This is a genomic window from Rhodococcus sp. MEB041, from assembly GCF_030208955.1.
Lineage (GTDB): Bacteria > Actinomycetota > Actinomycetes > Mycobacteriales > Mycobacteriaceae > Rhodococcoides.
The window spans coordinates 1-18,560 of sequence record NZ_JARVSZ010000007.1 but is presented as its reverse complement, the minus strand read 5'-3'; the positions used below and the strand labels follow the sequence as shown (position 1 = coordinate 18,560).

Annotated in this window: 9 protein-coding genes; 7 read left to right on the top strand and 2 right to left on the bottom strand. The window is 71.1% G+C overall.

Annotation, left to right across the window (positions count from 1 at the left end; genetic code table 11):
• Positions 1–122: 122 nt before the first annotated feature.
• Positions 123–5,768 carry an IniB N-terminal domain-containing protein gene (locus QRN16_RS19870; RefSeq protein ID WP_285189350.1) on the bottom strand — a complete coding sequence of 1,882 codons (5,646 nt, stop codon included), beginning with the start codon at positions 5,766–5,768 and terminating at the stop codon, positions 123–125.
• A gap of 353 nt (positions 5,769–6,121) precedes the next feature.
• Here QRN16_RS19870 and QRN16_RS19865 point away from each other — a divergent pair, with 353 nt between their 5' ends.
• The 6 genes from QRN16_RS19865 (at position 6,122) to QRN16_RS19840 (ending at position 14,508) form a co-directional block, all read left to right on the top strand.
• Positions 6,122–7,942, top strand: coding sequence for an Hsp70 family protein (locus QRN16_RS19865; RefSeq protein WP_285189349.1), 1,821 nt, complete (start codon positions 6,122–6,124; stop codon positions 7,940–7,942).
• Positions 7,939–9,882 carry a LuxR C-terminal-related transcriptional regulator gene (locus QRN16_RS19860; RefSeq protein ID WP_285189347.1) on the top strand — a complete coding sequence of 648 codons (1,944 nt, stop codon included), beginning with the start codon at positions 7,939–7,941 and terminating at the stop codon, positions 9,880–9,882. The genes QRN16_RS19865 and QRN16_RS19860 overlap by 4 nt, the downstream gene beginning before the upstream one ends.
• Complete coding sequence (locus QRN16_RS19855; protein ID WP_285189345.1) at positions 9,879–10,970, top strand: hypothetical protein; 1,092 nt, start codon at positions 9,879–9,881, stop codon at positions 10,968–10,970. Before QRN16_RS19860 ends, QRN16_RS19855 begins: the two co-directional genes overlap by 4 nt.
• Positions 10,971–11,134: 164 nt before the next feature.
• Positions 11,135–12,238 (top strand): hypothetical protein, encoded by a 1,104-nt coding sequence (locus QRN16_RS19850; RefSeq protein WP_285189343.1) that lies wholly within the window; start codon positions 11,135–11,137, stop codon positions 12,236–12,238.
• 201 nt (positions 12,239–12,439) lie between these two features.
• The gene (locus QRN16_RS19845; RefSeq protein ID WP_502944027.1) at positions 12,440–13,711 is read left to right on the top strand and encodes a S1 family peptidase; all 1,272 of its coding nucleotides are present in this window, start codon (positions 12,440–12,442) and stop codon (positions 13,709–13,711) included.
• A 458-nt stretch (positions 13,712–14,169) separates the two neighbouring features.
• A complete protein-coding gene (locus QRN16_RS19840; RefSeq protein WP_285189341.1) occupies positions 14,170–14,508 on the top strand; it encodes a hypothetical protein in 339 nt (112 codons plus the stop codon).
• Positions 14,509–14,573: 65 nt separating this feature from the next.
• On the opposite strand, the gene QRN16_RS19835 is transcribed toward QRN16_RS19840, so the two are convergent.
• Positions 14,574–15,284, bottom strand: a complete 711-nt coding sequence (locus QRN16_RS19835; RefSeq protein ID WP_285189338.1) for a DUF8020 domain-containing protein — start codon at positions 15,282–15,284, stop codon at positions 14,574–14,576.
• A 493-nt stretch (positions 15,285–15,777) separates the two neighbouring features.
• Here QRN16_RS19835 and QRN16_RS19830 point away from each other — a divergent pair.
• On the top strand, positions 15,778–18,560 hold a 2,783-nt coding region (locus QRN16_RS19830), incomplete at its 3' end, for a (Fe-S)-binding protein (protein ID WP_285189337.1).

Sequence of the window (18,560 nt, the reverse complement as noted above, 5' to 3'; positions counted from 1 at the left end):
CAACGGGTCGAGCGCGTCTGTGAGCATTCACCATCTGCGGCGGTGTGACCCTCACGGTAAGCGCCGACGACCCCGTACGCATAAGCGCGTACGGGGTCGTCGGTGTTACAGAGCGCGGGTGATCAGTTGGCGTCTCCCGCGTCGGCCGCGTTGTCATCGGCCACAGCGCCGGTGTCGAGGCCGTCGTCCGCGGAGCTCAGTCCACCGCCGAGGGTGTTCGACAGGCCGTCGGTCAGGCCACCGGTGAGTCCGCCGCCGAGCCCGGAGACGGTGTCGGTGAGGCCGTCGCCGACTCCGTCGACCGCCGCCGCGGGGCCGTCGAAGGCACCCTCGGCGTCGACGTCCTGCCAGGAGGTGGCCTCGCCGGCGATGTCGCCGCCGAGTCCGCCGTCCGTGGTCACTGCGCCGAGCGCGTCGCCGGTGACGTCGGTGACCGCGCTCAGGCCCAGTCCGTCGGTCGCTCCGGTGACGCCGCCGAGCACGGCGTCGGTGGAGTTCTGGAACTGGCCCACCGCGTCGGCGGTGGCGTCGATGCCGCCGTCGAGTGCGCCGGTGAACTCGGACGTGTTGTCCAGTCCGCCGGTGACCTCGCCGTCGGGCGAGATCTCGAAGCCGCCGAAGACGCCGCCCGCGCCGGTCGCAGCGCCGGTCAGGCCGCCCTGCAGCTCCGAGCCCAGCTCGAGCCCGCCCTGCGTGACGCTGTTCAGGCCCAGCCCGAGGCCGCTGGCGAGGCCGCCGCCCAGGCTCGCCACCGCACCGGTGACCGCGTCGGGATCGGTGACCGCGCCGCCGACACCGGTGAGGGTGCCGTCCAGTCCGCCGGCGACCGCACCCACGGCGCCGAGGCCACCGGTCAGGGTGGTCAGTGCGCTGAGGCTGCCGTCGAGGCCGGTGTTCGCGTCGAGCAGTCCGCTGATCGGCAGACCCTCGGCGTCGAGCGCGCCGCCGGCGGAGACCGCCGTGTCGAGTGCGGCGTCGAGCATCGTGGTGAGGTCACCCGTGGCTCCGAGTGCCGTTCCCAGGGACGCCACCGGATCGCCGCCGCCGGCGATGTCGAGCAGAGCGCCGAAGGCTCCGCCGAGCTCCGCACCCGCCGTGCCGCCGACGCCGAAAGCTGCGGTCAGCGTCGCGGGCAGGTCGCCCAGGGCGCCGGTGTCCACGCCGCCGACGAGGCCGAGCGCCCCGTTGAGCGCGGTGCCGAACTGGCCGACCGGGTCGGTCTCCAGGTCGAGGACACCGCCGACGTTCAGTGCGTCGCCGAGTGCGGCGGAGACGATGCCGCCGAGGTCACCCTCGAGCAGTCCGTTCGCATCCAGATCGGCGAGCACCGTGCCGCCGAGCACCGTGCCCAGTGCGGTTCCCAGTCCTGCTGCGGCTGCGCCGCCCAGTCCCAGTGCCGCGGCCAGGCTGCCCGTGAGGTCCGGCAGGTCCGTGTCGGGCAGGCCGACTCCCGCGACCAGGCCGAGGCCGGTCGAGACAGCGCCGCCGAGCAGGCCGGCGAGGTCGGCGTCCAGATCGAGATCCGGAGCCGCACCGAGCACCGTGCCGAGCGCGGCGTCGAGGTCCAGCCCACCGGCCAGCAGTGCACCGAGCTGGGCCTGCAGATCGGCGGTCAGGGAGCCCCCGAGAGCGGCACCGAGGGTGGCGCCGACCGTGGCGGCGACGTCGCCGCCGGCGGCCAGAGCACCGCCGAGTGCAGCGCCGACCGTGGCGGCCAGATCTCCGCCGACCAGGCCGTCGAGATCGAGCGCCCCGCCGAGTCCGAGCGCCGTGTTCAGGGCGCCGGCCAGGGTGGCCGCACCCTCACCGGTGATGCCGAGAGCGGCGGTGACGGCGGCACCCAGATCGGCACCCGCGTCCAGGTCGGTGACGCCGGCGAGGACGCCGCCGAGGGCGAGTCCGAGTTCACCGGCAGCGTCGCCGCCGAGGCCGAGAGCCACGCCGAGGGCGGTGGACAGCTGCGCCGCCACATCGCCGCCGAGCAGTGCCTGCAGGTCACCGGTGAGCAGCCCGCCGGCGCCGAGGGCAGCGCCGAGCGAACCGGCGAGCGCACCGACGATGTCGGTGTCCAGTGCGCCGGTCAGGCCGCCCAGCAGGTCGGCGTCGAGCAGACCGCCGACGGCTCCGAGCCCGTCCAGATTCGCGAGCCCGTCGAGATCGACCAGCCCGCCGAGTCCGAGTGCGCCGCCGAGGACCGTGCCGAGTGCGGCGTCCAGATCGACGCCGCCGCCCAGCAGACCTGCGAGCTGTGCGCCGAGGTCGCCCGACAGGGCGGTCCCGAGCACGCCGCCGAGGGCGGCGCCCACGTTCGCGGCCAGCGGGCCACCGGCCGACAGTGCTGCGCTGAGCGCGGCTCCGACGGTGGCGGCGACGTCCGCGTCGGCACCGAGGATCGCGGTGAGGTCGAGACCGCCCGCAGCTCCCAGCATCGCGTCGAGTGCGCCCGAGAGCGTGGCGGCGGCATCGCCGGTGACACCGAGTGCACCGGCGAGGACCAGTCCGAGATCGGCGCCGGCCGTCAGGTCGGTGGCAGCACCGACGAGCCCGCCCAGTGCCAGGCCGAGGTCGCCACCCAGTGCGCCGCCGGCGCCCAGGGCGCCGGAGAGTGCGGCACCCAGAACGGCGGTGAGGTCGCCGCCGAGCAGTGCGGTGAGGTCGACGTCGGTCAGGCCGCCGACGTTCAGTGCGGCGGCGAGCGTGGTGCCGAGCGTGCCGACCAGGCCGGCGGCCGCGTCGGCACCGATGCCGAAGACCCCGTCGAGGTCGAGAGCGCCGCCCAGGACGGCGGTCAGTGCGGTACCGAGATCGGCGCCGCCTGCCAGCAGCCCGGTGAGCTGGGCGCCGAGGTCGGCGCCGAGCACGGCAGCGAGGGTGGTGCCGAGTGTCGCGCCCAGTCCTGCGGCGACGTCGCCACCGGCGGCGAGTGCGCCCGAGAGCGCAGCCGTGATGTCGGCGCCTCCGACCACACCGAGTGCGGCGTCGAGCGCGCCGGCGAGCTGCGCGGTGAGTCCACCGGTCAGGTCGCCGTCGAGGCCGAGGGCCGCGGTGAGCGCCGCCGCGAGGTCGGCGCCGAGGACGCCGTCCAGGTCCAGACCCGCGGTGACCGTGCCGAGCACGTCGCCCAGGGCCAGGCCCACGTTCGCCGCCACGTCGCCGCCGGCCGCGAGAGCCGTCGCGAGTGCGGCGGAGAGCTGCGCGGCGAGGCCGCCGGTCAGCAGGCCCGCGAGATCGGCGTCGAGCAGACCGCCCGCACCGAGCACGGCTGCGAGCGAGGTGCCGAGCGTGGCGACGAGGTCGCCGCCGAGGCCGAGGGCACCGGACGGATCGAGGACACCGCCCAGCAGGGTGGTGAGGCCGGCACCGAGGTCCAGACCACCGGCGAGCAGGCCGACGAGCTCGGCGCCGAGGTCGCCGGACAGGACACCGCCGAGGGCCGCGCCGAGCGTGGCACCGAGGTTGGCTGCCACCGCGCCGCCGGCGGCGAGAGCGCCGGAGAGTGCGGTACCGAGGGTGGCCGCGAGGTCCAGGTCGCCGAGGACGCTGAGGTCGTTCAGCACGTTCAGGTCGCCCAGCACGCCGAGTCCGCCGAGCAGGTCGAGATCGCCGGCCAGGCCGAGGACACCGTCGAGAGCGGCACCGAGCTGAGCGGTGAGGCCCGCTGCGAGTCCACCGGTAAGTCCTGCGCCGACACCGAGTGCGCCGGTGAGGGCTGCGGCGAGGGTGGCACCGAGTCCGGCCACCGCGTCGACGTCGAGACCGCCCGCGACGTCCACGAGTCCGGCGAGCACGCCGCCGAGGGCGAGTCCGAGGTCGCCGCCCAGGTCGCCGCCGACGGCGAGAGCGCCGGCCAGCGCGGCAGCGAGCTGAGCACCGAGATCGGCACCGAGCAGTGCGGTCAGATCGCCACCGAGCAGGCCGCCCGCGCCGAGGAGAGCCTCGAGGGAACCGCCGAGCGTGGCCAGGACACCGGCACCGAGGCCGAGTGCGCCGTCGACGTCGAGCAGGGCACCGAGGTCGGCGAGAGCGCCGATGTCCAGGAGGCCGCCGAGGCCGAGAGCGCCGTCGAGGATGGTGGCCAGTGCCGCACCGAGGTCCAGCTCACCGGCCAGCAGTCCGACCAGCTGAGCACCGAGGTCGGCCCCCAGGACGCCGCCGAGGGCGGCACCGAAGGCCGCGCCGAGCGTGCCGGCGACGGTACCGCCGGCGACCAGCACGCCGCTGAGGGCAGTGGAGAGAGTGGCGCCGAGCGTGGCCGCGATGTCGGCTCCGCCGGCCAGGGCGGCCGCGAGGTCCAGGCCACCGGCCAACTCCAGGACACCGTCGAGCGCGGCGCCGAGCTGCGCACCGATACCGCCGCCGAGGCCGAGCACACCGGCGAGGGTCGCGCCGAGGGTGCCGCCGACGCCGAGAAGAGCGTCGAGGTCGAGTGCGCCGGACAGGCCGGTGACGGCTCCGAGGAGCGCGCCGAGGGAGGCGCCGAACTCACCGGCGACGTCTCCGCCGGCAGCGAGGGCTGCGCCGAGAGCCGCGGAGAGCTCGGTGGTCAGCGTGCCTGCCAGCGCGGCGACGACGTTCGCGTCGAGGATGGTGGTCAGCGTCGCGCCGAGATCACCGGCGACGTCGACGGCAGCGGCGAGTGCACCCGAGAGAGCAGCGGTGATGTCGGTGGTCACACCGAGCGCGCCACCGACGACGACACCGAGCGATCCGGCGACATCGAGTCCGGCGGTGAGGGCGGCGGCCAGATCGGCGCCGAGCGAGCCACCGGCGGTGACCGCTGCGCCGAGCACGCCACCGAGTGCGGCGCCGACATTCGCGCCGAGCACACCGCCTACCGAGAGTGCGTTGGAGAGAACGCCGGACAGACCGACGACGGCGTCGAGGTCGAGACCGGCGACGGTGCCGAGCACGGCGTCGAGGGCGGCCGTGAGCTGGGCTCCGGCACCCACGCCGAGGCCGAGCGCTGCGGTGAGCGCACCGGCCAGGGTGGCGCTGAGGTCGACCAGCGTGTCGAGGTCGAGGACGCCGCCGAGGGCGAGGAAGGCGTCGAACGCCGCGCCCAGTGCGGCACCGAACTCGGCGGCGAGGTCGCCACCGAGGGAGAGTCCGTTGGCCAGGACGAGGGCGAGGACCGTGGTGAACTGGCCCGCGATGTCGAGGTCGCCCAGGTCGATGAGGCTGAGGTCGAGTCCGCCGAGCAGGTCGATGTCGCCGATCCCGCCGAGGTCCAGCGAGGCCAGGTTCAGGCCGCTGAGGTCGAGCGAGGCCAGGTTCAGGCCGCTCAGATCCAGGTCACCGAGGTTCAGGTTGCCGATGTTGCCGATGCTGCCGATCGCCAGGCCGCCACCGATGAGGGTCGGGCTGAAGGTGAAGCCGCCCAGGTCGAAGCCCCCGAAGTTGTTGTTGCTGAAATTTCCGTTGTTGTTGTTGTTTCCGAAGTTCACCGCGTTGCTGCCGAACGTGGGGCCGCCGACAGCGACGTTGTTGCCGCCGAAGACGGTGCTGTTGTTCACGCTGCCCGCATTCACGACGGTCGAGTTCACGACGGTGGAGGAGCTGCCCGCGTTCACGATCGAGGCGAGGCGCGATCCGCCGGCGAACAGTCCGGACTCGGCGACCATGGGCGCCACGGCCACGATGTCGGCGTGGCACACGTCGGGCAGGCCGGCAGCGTCCAGCGAGGCCTGGGGGTTCGCGCAGTAGGCGGCGGCGGCCTTGTCGTCGCGAAGAAGGCTGAGGATGAAGTCGAGTACGGCGTTCGTGGCCATCGGGATCTCCTGGGTGTGTGTGAACCGGTGTCGGCAGACGGTGTGTGTGCAGGCGTCGAGGTGGTCGGGCCGACTGTCTCGGCACGTTGAGATCAAAACTAGGTCGACTAGTGAGGTGTCCCAACGGGGCGCAGCCCCCTTCCTGCACCCCGGGGGTCGCCCCGGGGCAGATCGGGGTGACTAGGGGGCATAGGGGATAGGACCGCTCTACTCTTGTGACCTGTAACGAAACGGACCATCGGGACGACAGTGCCGGTGGACAGCTACGGCGTCACGGCGACGTGCCCGACAGCAGGTCCGACACAGCCTTGACGAGCACGAATATCGACGAGCACGGAAACGGAGTCGGCGCCATGGCAACGGATCAGGGACGGTCATCAGGTCTGGGACTGGACGTCGGCTCGAGCACCTCGACGGCGGTCGCCGTGGACGGTCCGGGACACCTCGGTGACGCCGTCACCGTCGTTCGATCCACCGCACTGTCGGTCACGCCCGACCGTGAACCCGCCCTGGCCGCGCCGGGCACCGTCGACACCACGGCCCTGACCGGCTTCGCCGGCCGCGTCGGCGATCCGGTCGCGCTGGTCACCGAGGACGGACGCAGCTACACCGGCGACGAGCTCTACGCGACGACGCTGGACTGCCTCGTCCGCGAGGCACGCACGGCCGGCGCCGACGACGATGCCGCAATCGTGGTGACCTACCCGACGTCGTGGCCCGAGTACACGGTGGACCGGCTCCGCAACGCGGCTGCCCGCCACGGCCTCACCGACGTCACCTTCGTTCCCGACGCTCTCGCCGCGACGGCATGGATGCAGCAGTCGCCGGACGCGGTGGCGGACGGCGTCGTGCTGGTCGCGGACCTGGGTGCGAGCGCCCTGACCGTGTCGGTCGTGCGCACAGGTGCCGATTCGGCGATCCTCGGACGCGGTGCGCGCAGCGAGGACGTCAGCGGCGCTCACATCGACCAGGTCGTGTTGGCGCACGTGCTCGACAACGTCGACTCCTCGTCGCTCGATCCCTTCGATCCCGCGACGGTCGAAGCCCTCACGACCCTGCGCACGCACTGCGCGACGGCCAAGGAAGCACTGTCCTCCGACACCGAGACGGTCGTGCCGGTGCACCTGCCCGGCATCGACACCGACGTGCGACTGGTGCGGTCGGAGATCGAGGAACTACTGCGCGAGACGTTCGACGACGTCACCCGGGTACTCGGCGAGGCGCTGCGCACCGCGGGTGTCGACGGCGACGCGGTGGACCGTGTGCTGCTGGTCGGCGGCGGCGCGTCGATCCCTATGCTCACCGAGACCGTGTCCTCCGCGCTGCGCAAGCCGGTGACCGTCGGCGAACAGCCCGCGGCCACCGCCGCGACCGGAGCCGCACTGCTCGCCGCCGACATCGCTTCTGCCGGAGCAGAACTGAACCGCCCGGGCGCAGCGGCACTCGCTGCCGTCGCCGCCGGTTCCACCGTCGACGACGACGAGACCGACCTGCTCCCTCCGGTCACCGAGCGTCCCGCCTCGGCCCGAACCTCCACCCCCGCACCGGTGTCGCGCTCGGCACACGCCAAGGACGCCCCGTCGCGCGGTAAGCGCACCGCCGTCATCGGTGGCGTCGCCGCTGCCGTGATCCTGCTGGCCGCGGGTGGCCTCTCCGTCGGCACCGGCCTCGTCGGCGGATCATCGGAGAACACCGGCCCCTCCACCAGCAGCGCGGTGGCCCCGGCCGCCGCGGACGGTTCCGTGAGCGCGACCCCGACCACCGCCGCCGCCGGCGTCGACCCCGTGACGGGACAGCCGCGCACCACCGGAGCCGCCGGAGCGCCGACCAGCGGCGCCGCAGCAGCACCGGGGGCTGCGGCGCCCGGCGCGACCGCGCCCGGCTCGACCGGATCGGCCGCGGTACCGGGCGCCACCGCGCCGAACGCTGCTGTGCCGAACGCACCGGCGCCCCAGTTCACCGCTCCGAGCGTCCCGACGGTCCAGGTACCGCAGGTGCCCCAGGCTCCGGCATACACCGCACCCTCGCTGCCGCAGTACACACCGCCGAACGTCATCGGCGGAGTCACGGACGGCCTCGGCGGTGTCGTCGGAGGCGTGGGTGACACCTTGGGCGGTGTCGGCGCCGGTCTGGGCGGTGCAGTCGGAACGCTGACGAGTCCCCTCGGACTGTGACTTCGCCCGACGAGCGATCGGCCCTCGACGCTCTGCTGTCCGCGCACGATCACACCGCCCTCGTGGTGGTGACGCTCGCGTCGGTCGGTGTGGCCCCGGATCCGTATCTCGTCGCCGATGTCGCCAACGTCCCGATGCCCGATGCCGCCGCCGCCGTGGAGCGCGCCCGGGGCTGCGGGGTCCTGTCCGACGAGGGCCTGCTGTCGGACTCCGCGCGCGGTGCCCTGCGCGTGGTGATGGGCGAGCACGGAATGCTCGGCGTGCTGCGTCGCCTGGCACGGGTGCACCTCGACAGTGGCGGTCTCGGTGGTGATCTCGCGGTCTCGCTCGCGGATGCGGGTCTGCGCGATCCGGATCTCGCACAGCACCTGGTCGAATTGGCCTCCGCCGCAGACCGTCTCGCCGCACGACGACTGTGGGACGCGGCCGCCGCGGCGGGCGCACAGGGCACCGACATCTCCGTGCCCTACGCCGACGCCCTGCTCGCGAGCGGCGATCTCGACACCGCGGCGCTCACAGTGGACGCGGTGCTGTCCGCCGAGGCGCCGTCACCCGACGGAGTACGCGGAGCCGTTCGCGTCGCGTCCACGGTCGCACTGATGCGCGGCACCGCGTCGCACGCCGCCGACCTCTACCGGTGGCTCGGGCCGGACCGCATCGGACCGGATGCGGCGTACGCGGTGACGACGCTTCTCGCCGTGGGGGACGCCGACTGCGCCGCGACGTTCGTCCGCGCGCACGGCGGCCTCCGCCCCGTCCCGCCCACGTCGGCGAACGCCCGCTCGACGCTGGTGGCCCGCGGGCTCCTCGACTCACTGACCGAACCCGCCACTGTGGCAACGGGTTCGCTGCTGCGCGCCGCTTCGATGGCCGACACCGCGGTGGGCGCCCGGGCCGAGCCGGAACATCCCGCGGTGATCGCGGCACTGATCGCTCTGCACACCGGCGACCCCGCCACCGCCCGAGCGGTGCTGACCGAGACCATTGCCGCGGATCCGGGATGCGCGGTGTCCACGCGGTGCCGTCTGCTGCTCGCCTGGTCGGCACTCGTGGCCGGCGACACGGGTGTCGATCCCACCTCGGGCGTCGACCCGGCCACGCTCCCCCAACGGGACGCCCTGTCCTACTTCGCACTTCGCGTCGCCACCGCCCGCCGACGCGGAGATACCGGCGCCCTCATGTCCGCGTGGCAGGAGGCCCGGCGCACCGTCGCGGAGGCCGAACCCGATCTCTTCTCCCTCATCCCGCTCGGTGAACTGTGGCTCGCCGCAGTGCGCCTCGGGGACACGGCACGCATCGCGCACTCCGTCTCCGCGGCCACCGCACTGGTCGCCTCGCTCGGCGAACCACCGACCTGGGCGGCCACGTGGCACTGGTACGGCGTGCAGGCCGCCATCCTCGGCGGCGCCCCGGCCGACCTGCTCCCCCACGCTCGTGCGCTCGGCTCGTTCGCCGACCGCAGTCCCCACGCCGCAGCACTCGCCTCCGCCGGCAAGGCATGGCTCCGCGTCCTGCAGGGCGAGCCCGACGTCGCCGAGGTCGAGACGTCCGCTCGCACCCTGGAGAAGTTCGGGCACGCCTGGGACGCGGCGCGGCTCGCCAGTGACGCCGCCCTGCGTGTCGCCGACACCCGCGACGCCACCGCCCTGCTGCAGATCGCCCGCGACATCGGTGCCGTCGCGGCGACGGCCGAGCCCACCGAGCCCGGTTCCGCGTCGCTGGGGGCGCTGACCGAGCGCGAGGCGGAGGTGGCGCATCATCTCGTACTGGGCCTGACGTACCGCGAGATCGGCGCCCAGATGTACATCTCGGCCAAGACGGTCGAGCACCACGTCGCACGGATCCGTCGACGTCTGGGAGCGCAGTCGCGCTCGCAGATGCTGTCGATGCTCCGCGCGGCCGGCTACGCACAGGACAAGGAACGACGGGTACACGCATGAACACCGGGCACGACGCCGCACCGATCACCCGAGCCACCGGGATCCACATCACCGATCTGACGTCGACGGCCGTCGTGGTGTCGACGACCTCGGGTGAACTGGTCCGCGTGCCGGTGACGGCCGAGACGGTCCTCTACCTCCTGCCCGACGGCACGACGACACTGCACCGACCCGACGCGCTGACGGCGGACATCGACGTCGTCGATCGCTTCATGGCTCGCGTCGGTGACCCGTCCGGCGTGGTCTCGTCCCGCGGCGTACCCATGCGCGCCGAGGACCTCGTCGCGACCATGATGTTCCTGCTGCTCAGTGAGACCGTCGACGCCGGCGAGGACGTCCGCGTCCTCACGGCCGGAGCTGCCCATCCCGCCGACTGGTCACCCGAGCGCATCGCCGCGCTGCGGGAGGCGCTCGACTTCGTCGGACTCACCGCGCTGACGCTGCATCCCGAGTCGGCCGATCCCCACGCCACCCTCGGCGCGTCGGAGGAACGGCTGGCGGCCGCCGCGGCTGCCGCGCGTGCCGCCGCCGGGCTCGCGCCGACGACAGGGGCACCGCTGCTCGCGACCGCTGCCGCCTCGACAGCCACCGACAGCGGTGCATCGAGGTCGACACCGCGCGGGCCCCTCGCCCTCCTCGTGGCGGCCGCGGTGGCGACCCTGCTGATCGTCGGCGGCGGCATCGCCTACCTCGCGTCCGATCGGACGGTCAGCACCGCGGTTCCGGCCGTCGAGGACGCCGCCGGTGTCACCGCGCGGTCGACGACGACTCGTCCCGCTCCGTCCACCAGCATCGGCTTCCCGACCGTCGTCCCCGGCGCACCCGCGCCCGTCGAGGCCACACGTGCACCTGCTCGGATCTCCACGACGGTGCCCCCGCGCGCACCGGACCCCGTGCCCGCACCCGCGCCCGCGCCCGCTCCTGCTCCCGCCCCGGCTCCGGCACCCGAGCCGGCACCCGAACCCGTGCCGAGCGACCCGCCCGTCGTCGTGGAGCCCTCGCCCACCAGTCCGTCGCCGTCACCGTCGCCCGATGCACCGATCGAAGACTCGGACGAGACCGCGGACGACCCGCCGACCGGCGGCTGAGTGCTTCCCGTGCGTGTTGTGCGTACCGCGGGATGCGCGAAGCGCGCACGGGGGGCGGAGCCCATCGGGTACCCCCTCACCGTGACGACCGGTACGGTGATCGGACGGGTGCTCGCGGTCGACGTGGCACCGTGTCTGCAACTCGCCGAGGGGGTCGAGTCCGAATGAGCGCGCGCAGCCAGGGGTTCGACGGACCCCGGGTCGACAAGACGATCCACCTCGTCATGGCGGTGACCGATGCCGAGACGGCCGTGTCGGTCGACATCGACGGTGGTACCGAGCTGTTCGAGTGCCCGACGGCGGTGGGCCTGGACCCCGATGGACGCGTGCGCCTCGATGACTCCGACCAGGGCGTTCGCGGTTTTCTCGTCGCGGTGGGCGACCCTCGCGGACTCGGCCTGGCCGACGGTCGCGTGGTGCGCGCCGAGGATCTCGTCGCCGGATTCGTCCACGCTCTGACGGGCACGCTGTCGGAGCTCTACTCTCTGCCCGCCGACGCTCGATGCACGCTGCTCCACCCAGCAGGACTGTCCGCCGACTCGGTAGCCGCGTTGCGGGACGCCCTCGATTACGTCGGTCTGCAGGACTGCTCGCTGACTCCTGCGACGTCGGAGAACCCGGCGGCGGCCGTTCGCGCCGCAGCCTCACGTCGGTCGTCGCCGCTCACCTCGGCGGCCTCGAACAAGGCATTCGCGGCGATGGTGTCCGACTCGGCCACCGGTAAGACCGCTCACACTCGACCACATAGGAGAACACCCACGCGCGCGGCGGTCTCGGTCGCCGCGGTGGCTCTCGCGTTCCTCGCCGTCGGCGGCGCCGTGGGCACCCACGACCTCGACTCCAGCTCGGTCGCGCCCCTGAACTCGCAGCAGGCCATCACGCCCGCCGCTCCCGTCGTGACGTCGTCGTTGGACAGCACCACGACGTCCGCCGCGCCGCTGCCCGTCCAGGAGCAGGCACCGGCTCCGGTGCAGGAGGCCCCGGCTCCGGAGATCGACACGCTCGACCCTGTCACGGAGACGATGCCGCCCTCGCTGCCGGAACCCAGCGGCCTCACCGACATCGTGGAGCCGCTCGATCTGTTTCCTGATGGTGGGATATTCGGTGGAGTCGGGTCCCCACCCCCTCCAGACACCACCACCACCACCACCACGACGGCACCGTCCACGACAATCGCCACCACGACACCGGAAACCTCGGCCTCGGAGACCACTGCCCCGGCCCGGTCCGTCTCGCGTACCTCTCCCGGTTCTGTGAACCGTCCCTGACGCTCGTCGGGCGCCGGAAACGCTCAGGATGATGCCCTATGCTCGTGCGCTGGCATCGGTACCTCTGCGAACCATGTGCGGACCCGACGGGCCACGGACTGTCACCACTGCGAAGGGAACTTCTTGCGTAACTCGGCGGCCACAGCGGCCACGGGCCAGAGTCACTCCGAGTCGAGCGGCGCATCTCGCAGCGCACGGGTGATGGGGGTGGTGGGCGCGTCGCTGCTGATGCTGAGCCTCGGCACCGCCACTGCCGGCGCAGCACCCGCGTCGGCGGCTCCCGAGCAGCTGTCCGCGGATCGCCTCCCGTCCGAGTTGGTCGACGCCGTGCAGCGCGATCTGCACATGTCGCCGCAGGAGTACCTCGACCGCGCTGCCGAGGCGCAGAAGCTTCGTACCTACGCCGACGACTTCCGTCAGCAGCGCCCGGCGGACTTCGCGGGTGCCTGGATCGGCGACGACGGCGTTCCCGTCGTCGCGGTCACCACCTCGGAGGCCGCGAGCCAGGTGGCGCAGGACGGCTACCGCAGCCGCCAGTCGCCCGTGTCGGCGGACACGCTCGAGCAGTCCCTCGACGACTTCGGTCGCTGGGTGTCGGGTCTGCCCCGCGAGGTCTCGTCACAGATCAATTCAGCGGCTGTCGACGTGCTCGGCGGACGGGTGATCGTCGACATCGCCAACAGTCCGATCGGGCGCGCACTGAATCTGCCGACCGCCATCGCCAACCTCCAGGTGCAGCTGTCCCCACCCGCTCCCGGTCCGACGCCTCCGCCTGCCGTGATGGGCGGCGACGACTACGTGACGTCCGCCGGCGACATCACCACCGCGCCGCTCGAGGGCATCGAGATCTGCTCGTTCGGGTTCAGCGCCACCGACGGGGCCGGCACGCCGGTCAGTCTGTCTGCGGGACACTGTGATCCGGGCAACTCCGCCTCGGTGTACCTGCCCAATCGTGACGACATCCGCGCCAGTACTCCCGTCGGCGACTTCACCACGTCGAATGTCGGCGGCAGCGACGGACTCGACTACTCCGTCATCGCGCTGAACGACGCCGGCGTGGCCGCCGGGCTCGACCAGCCCACCGTGCGGGGAGCCAACGGCACCGCCCTCACGATCACCGGAACGGCCTCGCCCGTCATCGGCGCCCCGGTGTGCAAGTCCGGTCAGGCGTCGTCCTTCACATGTGGTCTCGTCGCTGCGGACCGCGTCGAGACGCAGCTCTTCCTGGGTGACGGCGACAGCCGCACGGTGCGTGGATTCGCCAGTACCGCCTGCACTCTCGCGGGTGACAGCGGCGGCGCCATCGTCACAGGGACACTCGCACTGGGCATCACCAGCGGATCCAACAGCGGCGCTGCTCCGAGCTGCGGCGAGGCGAACCTGGCCTTGGCTCAGTACGGCGGAACCGCCAGCCTGGGCATCCCTGTCGACGCCGTCACCGCGGCCACCGGAACGACCGTCCGCACATCGTGAGATAGCACAACGTTCGGTCTCCTTGGTGCGGTAATGTCACGTGTCGAGGCGAGGCGCCTCCGCGCCTCGAGTGGGTGCGTTTCATTCATGAAAGGCCCGACATGGATTTCTTCGAACTTGCTTTCACGGTGATCGGTTACATCGTGCAGATCGTCTCGAATGCCGGCGTTCTGAGCTGACCGACTGCGCAGTGATCGCAGCCCGTCGTCTTCGGACGGCGGGCTGTCGCCATTTCTGGAGGGAACCAATATGACACGGGCGCATCACTTTTCGGGTTCCGTCGCGTAACGCACTCTGGTCACAGTGGTATCGTGGGACACGCGCAGTCCACTCCGTCACCAGCGTCGGTGACGTCCGAGTGTCGACCGTTCCGTTCATCCCACGAGGAGGTGTACCGCTGTGCTGCGCTGCGTTCGATACCCGATGACCTTCGGCCGTTCCCCGAAGGAGGTATCGCTGTGACCGACATCGCCGATTCGTCACTCCCCCGCGAGACTCAGTCCCCCGCCGCGATCTACACGGCGGCAAAGATGTCGTCTGCTCGGGCGGCCCTGAGTTCCGTTGCCCGCGATCCCCGACTCGCCGACGCTTCCGTGCTGTTGGGCGCGCTGTCGGTGGTGGCGTTCTGGAGCTTCGGCTTCGGTGTTCTGCTGGGCATCGCCGCGCTCGTCGCCGGCGTCCTGGCCACCCGCGTTCCCGATGCCGATCGCGCAGACACCGTCATCGGACTGCTCACCGGAGCCGTCGGTGTGATCGCGGGTGGCGTATTCCTCGCCGCCGCCGTTCCCTGGCTCTGATCCACTCCGCCTGAAACGAGAAGGCCGCCACCCGATGGGTGGCGGCCTTCGTCGTGTTCCGAGTCTTACTGAGCGAACTTCGAGGTTCCCGGAGCCGCGTTGTACGTGTTGAGCAGATCGATACCGGCGACGACCAGGGTCGGTCCACCCGCAGTGATCGTGCCGATGACACCACCCAGTCCGGCACCCACTACTGCCCCACCCAGGCAAGTCGCGAGAGCAACCGGGATCGCGAGCGCGATCGGAGCCCCGCCGATGATGCAACCAATACCTGCACCGGTGATGGTGCCGGTCAGTCCGCCGATGGAGGTGGCGAGACCGAGCTGCGAGGCGAAGGACTGCTCGGCAGCGGTGTTCTCGGCGGGCGATGCCACCGTGTTCTCGAGCGCGTTCGGGGCGAGGCCCATCGGTGCTGCGAGGTTCGGGATGAGCTTCACGGTGCGGCCCTCGTCGGTGTACTCGACACCGTAGGGGAACTCGACGCCGTTGAGGTTGAACGACAGCGGAAGGCTCAGGATCGTGTTGCCCTCCTCGTCCACCAGGTCGACGGTCTTGCCGTCGTCGGACGCACGGAACATGCCGGCGTCGACGGTGGTGACGACGCCACCAGCCTCGACGCGCGATGCCCAGTTCAGCTCGGAGTTCTCCGCGGGAGCACTCTCGGTGGTCGTCGCGGAGGGGGTGGTGGTGGCCGGCTGCGCGTACGCAGTACCGGTGGCCACGCCCAGGGAGGCGATCGCGATCGCAGAGGTTGCGACGAGTCGACGCAGTGTCATCTAGATGTTCCGTTCGTTCAGGTTCGTGGTGTCGGACCCCGACACGAGCACTGTAGCGGTTGACAGGGACACAACCGAATATCAGGTCCGTTTCCAGTGCTCGATCCGGGAATTGTCCGTGTGAACAGCCACGATGTGACCTCATTCACGGACGAGGTGGCTCGTGAAGGGTAACAAAATGGTCGCGATGAGGGGCGACTTCCTCGGCGGCCCGAAGTTACCCACGAGGCAAGTTAGGAATACCTGTGCGGGAGGCCTGTCGCTGTGCCGTAATACGGTAGGGCTCATCGCGTGTGCGGGACGGACCAGCCCTCCGTCCGACCTGCGGTGATGTCGACCGAAATGCTAAGTTACCGATCGGTAGAACCCTTGTGGTTACCGGCTGGTAACTTCGAGTGGGACAGATGCATCCGGGCTGACCGTCGGACCGCCCCCTGTGGCCGGCCGGAAGCGTAGGGCGACGGAATGGCCGTCGCCGAAGAAAGGCAGCGTCATGAATGCCCTGACGATCACCCTCGGCACCGTCGGTGCCCTGCTCAGCATCGTGTGTTGGGCCTACTTCTTCCGCGGTGCCGCGATGATGGTGCGATCCATCGCGCTGGGACAGCCGGACAGGACACGTCTGCGACCGTTCGTTCCGCGGTTCAAGCAGATGTGCATCGAGTTCGCTGCGCACACCCGGATGAACAAGTTCCGCTCCGTCGGCTGGGCGCACTGGTTGGTGATGGTCGGCTTCATGCTCGGCGCCATCCTGTGGTTCGAGGCCTACGGGCAGACGTTCAATCCCGAGTTCCACTGGCCACTCATCGGTGACCTCGCGATCTACCACCTCATGGACGAGATCCTGGGCCTGGGCACCGTCATCGGCATCGTGACGCTGATGATCATCCGGCAGCGGAACCACCCTCGCTCCCCCGAGCGCCTCTCCCGCTTCTCCGGCTCCAACTTCCGTGCCGCCTACTTCGTCGAGTTCGTGGTGCTGCTCGAGGGCCTCGGCATGATCTTCGTGAAGGCCGGCAAGATCGCCACCTACGGACACGCCAACCCGTGGACCGACTTCTTCACCATGAACCTGGCCAAGCTGCTCCCCGCGAGCGCGGTGCTGGTCTCGATCTTCGCCTTCGTCAAGCTCATGTCCGGCATGGTCTGGCTGCTGATCGTCGGCCGCAACATCACGTGGGGTGTCGCATGGCACCGGTTCAGCGCGTTCTTCAACATCTACTTCAAGCGTGAGGACGACGGCGGAGTCGCGCTCGGCGCGGCCAAGCCGATGATGTCCGGCGGCAAGGTCCTCGAGATGGAGGAGGCCGACCCCGACGTCGACGCGTTCGGTGCCGGCAAGATCGAGGACTTCACCTGGAAGGGCTGGCTCGACTTCACCACGTGCACCGAGTGCGGCCGCTGCCAGTCGCAGTGCCCGGCGTGGAACACGGGGAAGCCGCTCTCACCCAAGCTGCTCATCACCTCGCTCCGCGACCACGGCAACGCCAAGGCGCCGTACCTGCTCGCCGGCGGCCGCAAGGACATGGCGGGCGACGAGGTCGGCCTGGTCGACGCGGACGGCAAGCCGGACGAGGCCAAGCTCGCGAAGATCCCGCAGGCCGCCCGTGACGAGGCCGAGCGCCCGCTGGTCGGCGAGACCACTCTCGACGGCGGTCTCGGCGGAATCATCGATCCCGAGGTGCTGTGGAGCTGCACCAACTGCGGCGCCTGCGTCGAGCAGTGCCCCGTCGACATCGAGCACGTCGACCACATTCTCGACATGCGTCGCTACCAGGTGCTCATCGAGTCGGAGTTCCCCTCCGAGCTGGCCGGCCTGTTCAAGAACCTGGAGAACAAGGGCAACCCCTGGGGCCAGAACGCCAAGGACCGCACCAACTGGATCTCGGAGCTCGACTTCGACGTGCCGGTCTTCGGCCAGGACGCCGACAGCTTCGAGGACTTCGAGTACCTCTTCTGGGTCGGCTGCGCCGGCGCCTACGAGGACCGCGCGAAGAAGACCACCAAGGCCGTCGCGGAACTGCTCGCCACCGCCGGCGTGAAGTTCATGGTGCTCGGCGCCGAGGAGACCTGCACCGGCGACTCCGCTCGCCGCGCGGGCAACGAGTTCCTGTTCCAGCAGCTCGCGATGCAGAACATCGAGACCCTGAACTCCGTGTTCGAGGGTGTCGACGAGAGCCGTCGCAAGATCGTCGTCACGTGCGCGCACTGCTTCAACGCACTCGGCAACGAGTACCCGCAGGTGGGCGGCAAGTACGAGGTCGTGCACCACACCCAGCTGCTCAACCGCCTCGTGCGGGCCAAGAAGCTGGTGCCGGTGGCGTCGGTGCAAGAGGACGTCACGTACCACGACCCGTGCTTCCTGGGACGCCACAACAAGGTGTACGACGCACCCCGCGAGCTGATGGCGGCGTCGGGCTCCACACTCAAGGAGATGCCGCGTCACGGCGAGCGCTCCATGTGCTGCGGCGCCGGTGGTGCCCGCATGTGGATGGAAGAGAAGATCGGCAAGCGGATCAACATCGACCGCGTCGACGAAGCGCTCGACACCCTGGGTGGCAGCACCACCGCGACGCAGAAGATCGCGACCGGCTGCCCCTTCTGCCGGGTCATGCTCAACGACGGTGTCACCGCACGCCAGGAGGCCGGTGGCAACGACAACGTCGAGGTCATCGACGTCTCGCAGATGCTGCTCAGCTCGATCACGCGCCTGGACTCCGCACAACTCGGCGAGAACATCAAGGTGGTGCCGCGGGCCAAGCCCGTGGTCGTCCCTGCCGAGGAGCCCGTCGACACCCCCAAGGCCGAGTCCGTCGCCACCGAGGACGTCGCCGCCGAGGAGGAGAAGGGTCGCGTCGAGGAGATCGAGACGGCTGCTGCGGGTGGCGATCCCGCTGCCCCCGCGCCCGGCAAGGGTCTGAAGATGAAGGGCCTGGCCAAGGCTCCGGGCGCCAAGGCACCCGGCGCGAAGGCTCCGGCCGAGCCCGCCGAGTCGCCCAACGCCGACGGTGACGACGCAGCCGACGCGTCCAAGCCGAAGGGCCTCGGCATGGCCGGCAAGGCGAAGGCACCGGGCGGCAAGGGGCTGCAGCTCAAGGGTCGTCCTCCGGGCGCGAAGGCACCGGGATCTGCCGCAGCTGCTCCGGCCGAGAAGCCGGAACCGACCGACGCTCCCGCCGAGACGGCCAGTGAGGCATCGGAGTCGTTGCCGACGGTCAAGCCCAAGGGTCTCGCCGTGAAGTCCGGGTTCAAGAAGCCCGGCGCCAAGGCACCGGG